Origin of the sequence: Serratia sp. TMDUHS_CL, assembly GCF_037137105.1 — a bacterium.
Taxonomy (GTDB): domain Bacteria; phylum Pseudomonadota; class Gammaproteobacteria; order Enterobacterales; family Enterobacteriaceae; genus Serratia; species Serratia nevei.
The window spans coordinates 114531-127352 of the sequence record NZ_JBBBDV010000004.1 but is presented as its reverse complement, the minus strand read 5'-3'; the positions used below and the strand labels follow the sequence as shown (position 1 = coordinate 127352).

Sequence of the window (12822 nt, the reverse complement as noted above, 5' to 3'; positions counted from 1 at the left end):
ATGGTGATAAAGTCAACAAAACGTCAGGTAACAAAACCTGCCTCTTATGAGCTGAAGGTGTATAAATTCGGCATGGAAGGTGTAGATGCAGTGAACACCTATACATCTGAACAGATTGACCGCATAACGCCTCGCGGCAAACCGATTACGGCTTCGCGAGAAGAGGTTATCGCCGTTTTAAAACAGGCGGTTAAACAGGTTAACGCTTCATCCTCTCCGGCTGCTGAAACTTTGGGTTGTGTCCGTCGGCGCCCAGCATTCAAGTAATGTAAAAACGGCCAGTCTGCACTGGCCGTGATTCGCGTGAGCGTCGATTAACGACGCACGGCGATGGCTTCGATTTCGATCTTCACGTCTTTTGGCAGACGCGCCACTTCCACGCAAGAGCGGGCCGGGAACGGCGCGCTGTGCTCGGTGAAGAAGGCTTCGTACGCAGCGTTGACGGTGGCGAAGTCGTTCAGGTCTTTCACGAACACGGTGGTTTTCACGATGTCGGCAACGATCAGGCCGGCGGCTTCGACGATCGCTTTGACGTTTTCCAGCGACTGGCGCGCCTGAGCGGCCACGTCGTCGGCAACGGCGCCGGTTTTCGGATCGACCGGGATCTGGCCGGAAGTGATGATCATGCTGCCCAGATCAACGCCCTGCACGTAAGGACCAATGGCTGCCGGGGCGAGTTCAGTGCTGATGTTACGTGACATGTTTTCTCCTGATAGACCCGTTGTCTTTTACGCCGCCGCGCGGTCGGCCGCAGCGTAAAATTCGGTGGGTAGCAACGTGGGTAGAGTTATTTTCAGAGGACCCATTATAGGGCGTCACCGGGAGAATAACAGCGCCATCTCCCGGCGCCGATGCCGGGATTAGTCGGCCTGCAGCACCACCTGATGCTCGAACTCTTTCTCGCAGTAGCGGCACTTCAGGTGCACTTCGCCGTCGCGCGGCTTCACGCTGAAGCTCGACGCCACCGGCTCGCTGCGGCTGATGCAGTTGCTGTTCGGGCAGGTCAGCACGCCGTCGATGTGATCCGGCAGGCTGAGGGTCAGTTTGCGCACCACTTCATAGTTATCGATGCGGTTTACCGTGGCCTTCGGCGCGTACATCGCCAGCTGGTTGGCCTGCTGCTCGGTCAGGAAGGTGTTCTCGATCTTGATCAGATCTTTGCGGCCCAGCTCGTTGGAGGGCAGGTTCAGGCCGATGGTGATGCGCTGGTCGGTGGCGGTCAGCTTGAACAGCGTCAGCAGTTTGAACCCGATCTGCGCCGGAATGTGGTCGATCACCGTGCCGCATTTGATCGCTTCGACCTGCAGTTTATTGTCGTGAGTCATGGCGGTTCCCCCTTAAAGAGCCAAATCTGCGTTAAGCACCAGCGCCAGCAGCGCCTGGCGGGCGAAGATGCCGTTGCCCGCCTGCTGGAAGTAGTAAGCGTACGGCGTTTTATCCACGTCGGTGGCGATCTCGTCGATGCGCGGCAGCGGGTGCAGCACCTTGAGGTTGGCGCGCGCGTCGGCCAGATCCGCGGCGCGCAGCACGAACTGCGCCTTCACGTTGGCGTACTCGGACGGATCGAGGCGCTCTTTCTGTACCCGGGTCATGTAGAGAATATCCAGCTCCGGCACCACTTCTTCAATGCTGCTGTGCAGGCTGTACTCGATGCCTTTCTCTTCCAGCATTTTCAGGATGTAGGCCGGCATCGCCAGCGCGTCCGGGGCGATGAAGTAGAAGCGGTTGCCTTCGAACTTGGCCAGCGCCTGGGTGAGCGAGTGCACGGTGCGGCCGTACTTCAGGTCGCCGACCATGGCGATGCTGAGGTTGCTCAGGCGCCCCTGGGTTTCCTGGATGGTGAACAGATCCAGCAGGGTCTGGGTCGGGTGCTGGTTGGCGCCGTCGCCGGCGTTGAGCACCGGTACGTTGCCGGAGAATTCAGCGGCCATGCGCGCCGCGCCTTCCTGCGGATGACGCATCACGATAGCGTCCACGTAGGTGCTGATCACCGAGATGGTGTCGGCCAGGGTTTCGCCTTTCTTGCCGAGCGAGGTGTTGCTGCCGTCGGCGAAGCCCACCACCGAGGCGCCGAGGCGGTGCATCGAGGTTTCGAACGACAGGCGGGTACGGGTCGAGGCTTCGAAGAAGCAGCTGGCGATCACCTTGTGTTTCAACAGTTCCGGCTGCGGGTTGGCTTTCAGACCGGCGGCGGTGCGCAGCACCAGCTCCAGATCCTCGCGGCTGAGATCGTTAATAGAGATGATGTGTTTGTGATACAGCGGGTTGGCCATTTTTCACTCCTCCTCGACGCGTGCCCGTGGCGCGGGACTTTGGGATATTCTCAAGGCAAAAAAAAGCCCCTCAATGAGGGGCTTGAAACGATCGGTTTAGCAACAGGAGAAACAACGGCAGCTGGCCGCCGATAGGCAGTCGGTTTTGTCGATTGTGGCTAACAAAACAAACGTCGTTTTTCATGCTTTCTCCTGGCAAATTGTGGCGCATTATACTCGTGCTTTTCGCCACTGCAAGCGCTAAAACGCCGTTTTTTGCCGCCCCGCAATCGATTGGCCGGCGATGGCCGCCCGCCGGCTATTTGCTGACGCGATCGTAGTAGACCATGTCGGCGTTCAGCCCCTGCTGGTAGCCTTTGACGTTGTCGCGCAGCACCACTTCGGTTTTGGCCTGATCGATAAACACGTAAGGCGAACTGCGCTGCAGCTCCTGCTGCATGGCGGTGTACAGCGCGCGGCGCTTGGCCGGATCGGCTTCGGCCAGCGCCGCCAGCGTCTGCTGGTTCAACTGCGGGATCTGCCAGCCGTTCAGTCCGGCTACCGTGCTGCTTTTGCCGTCGTTATAGGCGAAGGCGCTGGCGTTGGAGTGGGCGTCGAAGTAATCCGGGATCCACAGGCGGATCGCCGCCTGATGCTGCCTGGCGCGCACGCGGGAGTAAACCTGGCTGCCCGCCGCCGGCAGCAGCTCTACCTTCACGCCGGCGGCGGCGAAGCTGCCCTGCAGCGCCTGCGCGATGGTGATGAACGGCGGCTTGTTCTCTACGTCCAGCGTAAAGGCGGCGTGGGTGATGCCCGCTTTGGCCAGGATGGCTTTCGCCTTGGCCGGATCGTAGCGGAACGGGTTGGTCTCCAGCGCGCCCGGCAGCCCGACCGGCAGGAAGTTCTGGTGCACGAAGTATTGGCCCTTCAGCAGATCCTTCGTGATGCCCTGATAATCCACCAGGTAGCGCGCCGCTTCCCAGAAGGCCGGGTTGTTCAGCAGCGGATTGGCGCCGTTGCCGGTGTTGAACACCAGGTAGTTTTGCTCGGCGGACGGGATCTCCAGCACCTTGACGCCCGGCTGGTTTTTCAGCGTGTCGGTCTGATCGGCGCCCAGTTCGCGGGCGATATCGGCGTCGCCCTGCTGGATCAGCAGGCGGCGGGTGGCCGGATCCGGCACGTTTTTAATGATGATATTTTTCAGCTGCGGCTTGTCGCCCGGCGTGGTGGGGTTGGCATCCAGCACGATCGCCTGATGCGGCTGATAGACGCGCATCTTGAACGGGCCGCTGCCGGCGGAGTGCATTTTCAGCCAGGCGTTGCCGAAGTCGCCGTCTTTAACGTTGGCCAGCGCCGCCTTGCTGTCGACGATCGAGGCGATCGGCGTCGAGAGGATATTCAGCACCACCGCCGGGCTGACGTCCGCCGTCCAGCGCAGCTGCACGGTATGTTCGTCGATCTTTTTCAACTGCGCGTCGATGTTGTCCGGCTGCCAGCCAAGCACGTTGAGGATGAACGCCGGCGATTTGTTCATCTTGACCGCGCGGCTGTAGGAGAAGATCACGTCGTCGGCGGTCAGCGGGTTGCCGGAGGCGAACGCCGCCTGCGGCCGCAGTTTCACCGTCAGCGTTTTGGCCGCCGCATCGCTCTGCCAGCTTTCCGCCAGCACCGGTGCCACCTTGGCCGGATCGTCGCGATCCGCCTGCACCAATCGTTGATACAGGCTGGGCACCGTCTGGATGCTGGAGAGTTCGTTGGCTTCCGCCGGATCGAGGCTGACGATGTCATCCAGCGATTGCACCACCACCAGCGTATTCGGCGGCGTGGCGGCTAACGCGGCGGCGGGCAGGGCGGCGAGCAGGAACAGCGGCAAGAGTTTGGCTTTCATCGGTGTGTATCCCCTGAAGGCGCCGCCAGGCGGCGCTGAGAACGGTTTGTTATCGTTGGTTTTTACGGCGCGGGTGCCGTCGGCCTGTCACGGTAGAACCTTTGCCCGCGGCGGGCAAAGGTCAATCCGCTATTTGATATTCCTGGAATATATTAGCCGCCCTGGCCGGGGGCGCCAGGGCGGAGGGGAGGACTGTCAGAGGGTTTCGCTCAGCGTGGCGACCAGCACCGCTTTGATGGTGTGCAGCCGGTTTTCCGCCTGATCGAACACCACGCTGTGCGCCGATTCGAACACTTCGTCGGTCACTTCCATGCCGCCGTGCAGATCGTACTGCTGCGCCATCTGCTTGCCGAGCGTGGTTTGATCGTCGTGGAACGCCGGCAGGCAGTGCAGGAACTTCACGTTCGGGTTGCCGGTCAGCTTCAGCATCGCCATGTTGACCTGATACGGCCGCAGCAGCGCGATACGCTCCTGCCAGGTCTCTTTTGGTTCGCCCATCGACACCCACACGTCGGTGTAGAGGAAGTCGGCGTCTTGCACCCCTTCGGCGATATCTTCGGTCAGGGTGAGTTTCGCGCCGGTTTGCTGCGCCAGCGCCTGGCATTCGGCCACCAGCTCCGGCTGCGGCCAGCAGGCCTTCGGCGCCACCAGCCGCAGATCCATGCCCGCCAGCGCGGCGGCTTCCAGCAGCGTGTTGCCCATGTTGTTGCGCGCGTCGCCGATGTACGCCAGTTTCACTTCGCTCAGCGCCTTGCCCGGCAGGTGTTCCTGCACGGTGAGCAGATCCGCCAGCAGTTGGGTGGGGTGGAACTCGTCGGTCAGGCCGTTCCACACCGGCACGCCGGCGTATTCTGCCAGGGTTTCCACCAGCGCCTGGCCGTAGCCGCGATACTGAATACCGTCGTACAGGCGGCCCAGCACCCGGGCGGTGTCTTTCATCGACTCTTTATGGCCGATCTGGCTGCCGCTCGGGCCGAGGTAAGTGACCTGGGCGCCTTGATCGAATGCGGCAACTTCGAAAGAGCATCGCGTGCGGGTCGAGTCTTTTTCGAAGATGAGCGCAATGTTTTTGCCCTGCAGCCGGCGCTGTTCCTGCCCCTGCTTCTTGGCCTGCTTCAGATCGGCCGAAAGCCGCAGCAGCGCCTGCAGCTCGGCGGGGGTGAAATCCATTAACCTCAGAAAGTGACGTTGGTAGAACGCATTGCCGGTGCTCATAGTCCGATTCCCTGATTGTGTAATTGAATTAAAATTCACTTTATATGTATGAATATTCAATTTCAACCCCGGCGAGGAAATCTTTCACGTTTATCGTGGAAGCAATGTCGGCGGTGTGTGAAAATAGAAGGAATGAAGGCCATTTGACTTGAGGATATAGGCATGGCAAACCGCGAATTGCTGGAAGAACAACGTGAAGAGACCCGCCTGATCATCGAAGAACTGCTGGAAGACGGCAGCGATCCGGACGCGCTCTACACCATCGAGCACCATCTGTCCGCCGAGAAATTTGAGGTTCTGGAGCAGGCCGCCGTTGAAGCCTTCAAACTGGGCTACGAAGTGACCGACGCCGAAGAGCTGGAAGTGGAAGACGGCTCGATGGTGATGTGCTGCGACGTGATCAGCGAAGTCGGCCTGAACGCCGAGCTGATCGACGCTCAGGTCGAGCAACTGGTGGCGCTGGCGGAACGCTGCGGCGTCAATTACGACGGCTGGGGTACCTACTTCGAAGATCCGAACGGTGAAGACGGTGAGGATGACGAAGACGGCGACTACATCGACGAAGACGACGACGGCAAACGCCACTGATTAACCCCGCTTATTCACATGGGCCGGTTCTCGCCGGCCCCTGATAAACGCCATGACATACCAATCCCTGTTAGCCCCGATTTTAAGCTTCCTGCACTGTGAAACGCCCGACGCCTGGATCGACGCCGCGCGCCGTCCGGAAAACCTGCAGCTGTTGCTGACCGACCACCTGGTGTGCGAGCTGAAAGCCGCGCAGACCGGCATGTGGCTGATCCGCCGCTACGTGGCGGACAAAGAGAGCGGCGACGCGCTGTTGGCGCTGCTGCGCCCTTACGAGGCGTTTCTGCACGAGGCGCAGGGCGCGCCGGACACGCTGTTCCGCCAGGGCCAGTTCACCCGCAAGATCTTGCCGAAAAACGGCTCGGCCTACGGCCAGGATCTGGCGGATCGCATGGTGCTGTTAATCAAGGAAGAGCTGCATCACTTCTCGCAGGTGCTGGAGATCATGCAGGCGCGCGGGATCCCGTATCGCAAGATCACCGCCAGCCGCTACGCCAAGGGCATGATCCGCGAGATCCGCACCCACGATCCGGCGACGCTGATCGACAAACTGATCTGCGGCGCCTACATCGAAGCGCGATCCTGCGAACGCTTCGCCAAACTGGCGCCGCACCTGGACGACGAGCTGAACCGCTTTTACGTCTCGCTGCTGCGATCCGAAGCGCGTCACTATCAGGACTACCTGACGCTGGCGGAACAGATCGCCGGCGGCGACATCAGCGAACGGGTGGCGCATTTCGGCCGTCTCGAAGCTGAGCTGATCCTGTCGCCGGACAGCGAACTGCGCTTCCACAGCGGCGTGCCCGCCGCCGCCTGAGGTTGAGGCGCGCCCCTACTGCGGCGCGCCCAGCAACAGATCCACCGCCTTTTCCGCCAGCATGATGGTCGGCGCATTGGTGTTGCCGCTGGTGAGCTGCGGCATCACCGAGCAGTCGATCACCCGCAGCCGTTCAAAACCGTGCACCCGCAGCTGCGGATCGGTCACCGCGTCCTGCGGCGACGGCCCCATGCGGCAGCTGCCCACCGGGTGATACACCGTCTTGCAGAAGTTGCGTACGAACTCTTCCAGCTGCGCTTCGTCGCGCGTCCATTCCGGCTGCGGCATCAGCAGATCTTTGATCAGCGGCTTCAGCGCCGCGGTTTGCAGGAAATCCAGGCCGAACTTCACCGCGCGCACGCTGCCGGCCAGATCGTCCGGGTGGCCGAGGTAGTTGGCGTGCAGCTTGACCGGATCGCGCGGGTTGCTGCTGCGCAGCTGCACTTCGCCGCGCGCCTTCGGCTGCAGGTAGCCGACCTTGAGCGTGAAGCCGTGAATGTTCGGCAGCGGCTCGCCGGGCACGTCGTCCCAGCTGTCCAGCAGCGGCAGGAAGTGGATTTGCACGTCCGGTCGGCCGTCGCCCTGGCTGTCGGTGAAGGCGGCGCCTTCCAGCACGTTGGACGAGAGCACGCCGCTGCGAAACGCCAGCCATTGCGCGCCGTGGCTCAGCGCCTGCAGGCCGCGATCGGCGCCGAACAGGCTGATCGGCTCGCGGGTGCTGACGTTGATCGACATGTGCAGGTGGTCGTGGAAGTTTTTACCCACCGGCAGATCCGCCCGCACCTCGATGCCCAGCTGTTGCAGGTGGTCGCGCGGGCCGATGCCGGAGAGCATCAGCAGCTTCGGCGAACCGACCGCGCCGGCGCTGACGATCACCTCTTTGGTGGCGCGCGCGGTGACTTCCGCGCCGCCGTTCTGGCTGTAGACCACGCCGGTGGCGACGTTGCCCTCGAAGGTCAGCCGGTGCGCCAGGGCGTTCAGTTTCACCACCAGCCGTCGTTCGTCACGCACCGCCTTCAGGTAGGTGCGGGCGGTGCTGGCGCGTTCGCCGTTGTGGGTGGTGGTTTGGTAGAAACCGACGCCGTGCTGGCTGTCGCCGTTGAAGTCGTTGCGATAGGGCAGGTTCAGCTCCTGGCCGGCGCGGATAAACGCCATGCTGAGCGGGTGGCGGTAGCGGTTTTCGCTGACCGGCAGCAGCCCGTCGGTGCCGTGGTAGTCGTCCGACAGGCTTTCGTTGGCCTCGGCGCGTTTGAAGTAGGGCAGCACCTCACGGTAGCTCCAGCCGGTGCAGCCGTAACGGTTGGCCCAGTCGTCGTAGTCCTGCGGCTGGCCGCGCAGGTAGATCATGCCGTTGACCGAGCTGCTGCCGCCCAGCACCTTGCCCTGTGCGATCTGCATGCGGCGGTTGTTGGCGTGCGGTTCCGGCTCTGTCTCGTAGGGCCAGCTCTTTTTGGCGATGATCTTGGCCACCCCGGCCGGCATCTTGATGAACAGGTTATTGTCGTCGCCGCCGGCTTCCAGCAGCAGCACCCGCGCCTGGGTGCGGCGGATCAGCTGCGCCGCCAGCACGCAGCCGGCGGAACCGGCGCCGACGATGATGTAATCAAAGGTGTTTTCCGACATGACAGCTCTCCGTGCGCGATTGGGATACTGGCAGAGTAACGCGGGGGGAAAAACGGTCAATTTGAGATCGTTAATTTATTAACGAACTTCACATTAAATTTACATCGTGGTTTTTAACGTCAGTTTATCTGCTTGAAAAACGGCGTTATAGCGAGTTTTACTGATTGATTGCGATATTAATAAAATGGCGCAGCAAGCTGCGCCATGATAGAGAGGGCGGGGGGCGATTACAGCGTTTTCAGCATGGTAACTTCGCAATCGACGTGGCCGGTGGCGCCCATCGCATGGTCGATGTGTTCGAAGCCCAGGTGTTCGTACAGCGCGACGGCCTGCGTCAGGCTGGCGGTGGTCTCGAGGTAACAACAGCGGAAGCCGTGCTGGCGGGCGAAATCCAGCGCCTGCAGCGCCAGGCGTTTCGCCAATCCCTTGCCGCGCAACACCGGCAGGAAATACATCTTCTGCAATTCGCAAATATCGTCTGCGCCGCCCTGCAGCGGCGCGATGCCGCCGCCGCCGGCGACCTGGCCGTCCACCTCGATCACCCAGTAAGCGCTGCGCGGCAGGCTGTAGAGCTGATACAGGGCGTCCAGATTGGGATCGGAGACGGTATAGCCTTTATCCGCCGTCAGGCCGTGCTCGGCGGAGACTTCGCGAATGACGTGAGCAATGGTGGGATTGTCTTCCGCCGTGATGGGGCGCACCAGCAGGCGCGCCGGGGTTGCTGTTGTCATGTTTACACTCGCCATTGAAAGAGACCACGTTCGTTTTTCGTTTTTATCGCAGCACGAAACGCGCCGGGGGTTATTTCCCGGCGGCGTCCCTGCAGCAGTAATATCTTGTAATAACATCTAACCCGGCCCGGATGCAACGGCGATAAAAAAACAGCGGGGAAGACCCCGCTGTTTTTCAGGCGTTGGCGTGAGCCGGTGGATTACAGCGCGGCGATGGTCGCCTGCTGTTCCTGCAGCTTCACTTTGCCTTCTTTGCAGGCCGCCAGACGATCGCGCTCTTTGGCGACTACCGCTTCCGGCGCGCGCGCCACGAAGCCTTCGTTCGCCAGCTTGCCTTCGATCGAAGCGATTTCCGCATCCAACTTGCCCATCTCTTTCGCCAGGCGCGCGATCTCGGCGTCCTTGTCGATGAAACCGGCCATCGGGATCAGCAGCTCGGCGCCGTCCACCAGCTTGGTGACGGAGACCGGGCCTTTATCACCGGCCGGCAGCAGCGCGATGGATTCCAGACGCGCCAGACGGGCGATAAAGCTTTGGTTCTCCTGCACGCGGCGCTGGGCGTCGGCGCTGCAGTTGCGCAGCAGCACGTCGAGCGCTTTGCTTGGCGCGATGTTCATCTCGGCGCGGATGTTGCGCACGGCGATGATGGTTTGCTTGATCCACTCCAGATCGTTCAGCGCCTGCTCGTCTTCCAGCGCGGCGTCGTAGGCCGGGAACGGCTGCAGCATGATGGTGTCTGCGGTCGTGCCGGTCAGCGGCTTCACGCGCTGCCAGATGGTTTCGGTGATGAACGGAATGATCGGGTGCGCCAGGCGCAGCAGCGCTTCCAGCACGGTGATCAGCGTGTGGCGGGTGCCGCGCTGTTCCGCTTCGCTGCCGTTGCTCACCACCGGCTTGGTCAGCTCCAGATACCAGTCGCAGAACTGGTTCCAGGTGAATTCGTACAGGATGTTGGCCGCCAGATCGAAGCGGTAGGTGTCCAGCGCTTCGCGGTAGGCTTTCACCGTGCGGTTGAATTCGGCCAGGATCCAGCGATCCGCCAGCGACAGCACCTTCTCGCCGCCGTTGAAGCCGCAGTCGTGCGCTTCGGTGTTCATCAGCACGAAGCGGCTGGCGTTCCACAGCTTGTTACAGAAGTTGCGGTAGCCTTCCAGGCGCTTCATGTCCCAGTTGATGTCGCGGCCGGTCGAGGCCAGCGCCGCCAGGGTGAAGCGCAGGGCGTCGGTGCCGTGCGGCTCGATGCCGTTCGGGAACTGCTTCTCGGTGCGCTTGCGGATTTTCTCCGCCAGCTGCGGCTGCATCATGTTGCCGGTGCGTTTTTCCAGCAGATCTTCCAGCGAGATGCCGTCGACCATGTCCAGCGGATCGATCACGTTGCCTTTCGACTTGGACATCTTCTGGCCTTCGTCGTCGCGGATCAGACCGGTCATGTAGACGGTCTTGAACGGCACCTGCGGCTTGCCGTTTTCATCCTTGATGAAGTGCATGGTCAGCATGATCATGCGCGCGATCCAGAAGAAGATGATGTCGAAGCCGCTGACCATCACGCTGGTCGGGTGGAAGGTTTTCAGCGCGTCGGTCTGCTCCGGCCAGCCCAGGGTAGAGAAGGTCCACAGGCCGGACGAGAACCAGGTGTCCAGCACGTCTTCGTCCTGGGTCAGCACCACGTCGGCGCCCAGGTTGTTCTCGCTGCGCACTTCTTCTTCGCTGCGGCCCACGTAGACTTTGCCGTTCACGTCATACCAGGCCGGGATGCGGTGGCCCCACCACAGCTGACGCGAGATGCACCAGTCCTGAATGTCGCGCATCCAGCTGAAGTACATGTTTTCGTACTGCTTCGGTACGAACTCGATTTGGCCCTGTTCGACCGCTTCCACCGCCACTTTGGCCAGCGGCGCGGTGCGCACGTACCATTGGTCGGTCAGCATCGGCTCGATCACCACGCCGCCGCGGTCGCCGTAAGGCACCGTCAGGTCGTGCGGTTTGATCTCGTCCAGCAGGCCCAACTGATCGAAGGCGGCAACCACCGCTTTACGCGCCGCGAAGCGCTCCAGGCCGCGGAACTCGGCCGGGATCTCGTTGCAGTATTCGGTGCAGACTTCGCCCAGGGTGTTGAACACTTCCGCTTCCTGGCGGATGTCGCCGTCGAAGGTCAGAATGTTGATCATCGGCAGGCCGTGGCGTTTGCCGACTTCGTAGTCGTTGAAATCGTGCGCCGGGGTGATCTTCACGCAGCCGGTGCCTTTTTCCATATCGGCGTGTTCGTCGCCGACGATGCGGATGCGGCGGTCGACCAGCGGCAGAATGATCTCTTTGCCGATCAGGTCTTTATAGCGTGGGTCTTCCGGGTTGACCGCCACGCCGGTATCGCCCAGCACGGTTTCCGGACGGGTGGTGGCGACCACCAGATAGTCTTTGCCCTCGGCAGTTTTCGCGCCGTCGGCCAGCGGGTAGCGCAGGTGCCACATGGAGCCTTTGGATTCGCGGTTTTCCACTTCCAGATCGGAGATGGCGGTGCGCAGCTTCGGATCCCAGTTCACCAGGCGCTTGCCGCGGTAGATCAGGTCTTCTTTGTGCAGACGGACAAACACTTCGCGCACCGCGTTCGACAGGCCTTCGTCCATGGTGAAGCGCTCGCGCTCCCAGTCCACGGAGTTGCCCAGACGGCGCATCTGGCGGGTGATGGTGCCGCCGGACTCCGCCTTCCACTGCCAGATTTTGTCGATGAACGCGTCACGGCCGTAGTCGTGGCGGGTTTTGCCTTCTTCCGCGGCGATCTTGCGCTCCACCACCATCTGGGTGGCGATGCCGGCGTGGTCGGTGCCCGCCTGCCACAGGGTGTTTTTACCCTGCATGCGCTGATAGCGAATCATGGTGTCCATGATGGTCTGCTGGAACGCGTGGCCCATGTGCAGGCTGCCGGTGACGTTCGGCGGCGGGATCATGATGCAGAAGCTTTCCTGGCTGGTGTCGCCGTTCGGCTTGAAGTAACCCTGATTCTCCCAATGATCGTACAGCTTCTGTTCGATCTGTTTTGGGTCGTATGCGGTGTCGAGCTGACTGTTTGTCTTTTCCATTCTTTATCGTATTCAGTGAGTTGGCGGCGTAGCCGTGTTCAAATGGAAGCCGACGCTGCGATAGGCCTTGTAACGGTCGCGCGCCAACTGTTTCAGAGTGTCTTCGTAAGGAACGAAGTCTACCACTTCATGGAAAGCGGTAGCAAAATCGGCAAACTGCGGCAGCAGGGCAATCAGCAGATCGCGCGGGGCGTTGCCGCGCTTGCCGGGCCAGCACAGTTCCACCGGCGCGCCGTAGTGCGGCCCTTCGCCGGCCAGGTTGTGCGGCACGAATTCATGCGGCTCGCGCTGCCACAGCGCTTCGTCCAGCCGCTGGGCCTGCTCCTGGCTCTCGCAGGCGATCAGCACCCGCTTGCCGGCGCGGAAGCTGCTGGCGGCAACGGCGCAGGCCACGGCCTCATGGGCGCTGAGCGCACCAGACGGTTCCGCGTTGTCGAGCAAATAAAACGTCGCCTGTTTCATTAAGGATCCACCGCTGCCGATAAAAAAAACAGGGCACAACATGTAGGTTGCGCCCTTTTAGGGAACGGAGCAGATAACTCTACCCCTTCGCTGCTGAGAGGATTATATACCCAATAGATTTCAAGTTGCAGCTAGGCGGCAAGTTCGTTCATCCCCAGGAGCTGACATC

At 61.4% G+C, this 12822-nt stretch carries 12 protein-coding genes; 3 read left to right on the top strand and 9 right to left on the bottom strand.

The genetic code is table 11. The annotated features are described in order from the left end of the window. Entirely contained in the window at nucleotides 1-267 is a 267-nt protein-coding gene (locus WCL58_RS10495; RefSeq protein WP_084826923.1) for a hypothetical protein, read from the top strand. A gap of 47 nt (nucleotides 268-314) precedes the next feature. Here WCL58_RS10495 and ridA read toward each other — a convergent pair whose 3' ends face one another. The 5 genes from ridA to argF form a co-directional block, all read right to left on the bottom strand. Beyond that, a complete protein-coding gene (gene ridA / locus WCL58_RS10490; RefSeq protein ID WP_004933379.1) occupies nucleotides 315-701 on the bottom strand; it encodes a 2-iminobutanoate/2-iminopropanoate deaminase in 387 nt (128 codons plus the stop codon). A gap of 159 nt (nucleotides 702-860) precedes the next feature. Beyond that, on the bottom strand, nucleotides 861-1325 hold the full coding sequence (gene pyrI / locus WCL58_RS10485; protein WP_038879023.1) for an aspartate carbamoyltransferase regulatory subunit: 465 nt from the start codon (nucleotides 1323-1325) through the stop codon (nucleotides 861-863). Between the two features lie 12 nt (nucleotides 1326-1337). After that, entirely contained in the window at nucleotides 1338-2273 is a 936-nt protein-coding gene (gene pyrB, locus WCL58_RS10480; protein ID WP_102985531.1) for an aspartate carbamoyltransferase, read from the bottom strand. A 298-nt stretch (nucleotides 2274-2571) separates the two neighbouring features. Next, nucleotides 2572-4140, bottom strand: coding sequence for an ABC transporter substrate-binding protein (locus WCL58_RS10475; protein WP_336851101.1), 1569 nt, complete (start codon nucleotides 4138-4140; stop codon nucleotides 2572-2574). Nucleotides 4141-4335: 195 nt separating this feature from the next. Next, nucleotides 4336-5355: an ornithine carbamoyltransferase gene (argF, locus tag WCL58_RS10470; protein ID WP_048321256.1), complete on the bottom strand. Its 1020-nt coding sequence runs from the start codon at nucleotides 5353-5355 to the stop codon at nucleotides 4336-4338. Nucleotides 5356-5517: 162 nt separating this feature from the next. Between argF and rraB the strand changes: the two genes are divergently transcribed. Further along, nucleotides 5518-5943 carry a ribonuclease E inhibitor RraB gene (gene rraB, locus WCL58_RS10465; protein WP_025305115.1) on the top strand — a complete coding sequence of 142 codons (426 nt, stop codon included), beginning with the start codon at nucleotides 5518-5520 and terminating at the stop codon, nucleotides 5941-5943. A gap of 52 nt (nucleotides 5944-5995) precedes the next feature. Further along, complete coding sequence (miaE, locus tag WCL58_RS10460; RefSeq protein ID WP_015376459.1) at nucleotides 5996-6760, top strand: tRNA isopentenyl-2-thiomethyl-A-37 hydroxylase MiaE; 765 nt, start codon at nucleotides 5996-5998, stop codon at nucleotides 6758-6760. 15 nt (nucleotides 6761-6775) lie between these two features. On the opposite strand, the gene WCL58_RS10455 is transcribed toward miaE, so the two are convergent. The 4 genes from WCL58_RS10455 to WCL58_RS10440 all read right to left on the bottom strand — a co-directional run bounded on the left by WCL58_RS10455 (nucleotide 6776) and on the right by WCL58_RS10440 (nucleotide 12653). Continuing rightward, nucleotides 6776-8383 (bottom strand): GMC family oxidoreductase, encoded by a 1608-nt coding sequence (locus WCL58_RS10455; protein WP_336851100.1) that lies wholly within the window; start codon nucleotides 8381-8383, stop codon nucleotides 6776-6778. 227 nt (nucleotides 8384-8610) lie between these two features. Next, entirely contained in the window at nucleotides 8611-9114 is a 504-nt protein-coding gene (locus WCL58_RS10450) for a GNAT family N-acetyltransferase (protein ID WP_336851099.1), read from the bottom strand. A gap of 200 nt (nucleotides 9115-9314) precedes the next feature. Further along, complete coding sequence (locus tag WCL58_RS10445; RefSeq protein WP_336851097.1) at nucleotides 9315-12191, bottom strand: valine--tRNA ligase; 2877 nt, start codon at nucleotides 12189-12191, stop codon at nucleotides 9315-9317. A 12-nt stretch (nucleotides 12192-12203) separates the two neighbouring features. Then, nucleotides 12204-12653, bottom strand: a complete 450-nt coding sequence (locus tag WCL58_RS10440) for a DNA polymerase III subunit chi (protein ID WP_336851095.1) — start codon at nucleotides 12651-12653, stop codon at nucleotides 12204-12206. Nucleotides 12654-12822 lie beyond the last annotated feature (169 nt).

Coding starts and splice junctions, on each gene's coding strand:
- WCL58_RS10495 (WP_084826923.1), top strand. CDS start 1: ATGGTGATAAAGTCAACAAAACGTCAGGTAACAAAACCTGCCTCTTAT.
- ridA (WP_004933379.1), bottom strand. CDS start 701: ATGTCACGTAACATCAGCACTGAACTCGCCCCGGCAGCCATTGGTCCT.
- pyrI (WP_038879023.1), bottom strand. CDS start 1,325: ATGACTCACGACAATAAACTGCAGGTCGAAGCGATCAAATGCGGCACG.
- pyrB (WP_102985531.1), bottom strand. CDS start 2,273: ATGGCCAACCCGCTGTATCACAAACACATCATCTCTATTAACGATCTC.
- WCL58_RS10475 (WP_336851101.1), bottom strand. CDS start 4,140: ATGAAAGCCAAACTCTTGCCGCTGTTCCTGCTCGCCGCCCTGCCCGCC.
- argF (WP_048321256.1), bottom strand. CDS start 5,355: ATGAGCACCGGCAATGCGTTCTACCAACGTCACTTTCTGAGGTTAATG.
- rraB (WP_025305115.1), top strand. CDS start 5,518: ATGGCAAACCGCGAATTGCTGGAAGAACAACGTGAAGAGACCCGCCTG.
- miaE (WP_015376459.1), top strand. CDS start 5,996: ATGACATACCAATCCCTGTTAGCCCCGATTTTAAGCTTCCTGCACTGT.
- WCL58_RS10455 (WP_336851100.1), bottom strand. CDS start 8,383: ATGTCGGAAAACACCTTTGATTACATCATCGTCGGCGCCGGTTCCGCC.
- WCL58_RS10450 (WP_336851099.1), bottom strand. CDS start 9,114: ATGACAACAGCAACCCCGGCGCGCCTGCTGGTGCGCCCCATCACGGCG.
- WCL58_RS10445 (WP_336851097.1), bottom strand. CDS start 12,191: ATGGAAAAGACAAACAGTCAGCTCGACACCGCATACGACCCAAAACAG.
- WCL58_RS10440 (WP_336851095.1), bottom strand. CDS start 12,653: ATGAAACAGGCGACGTTTTATTTGCTCGACAACGCGGAACCGTCTGGT.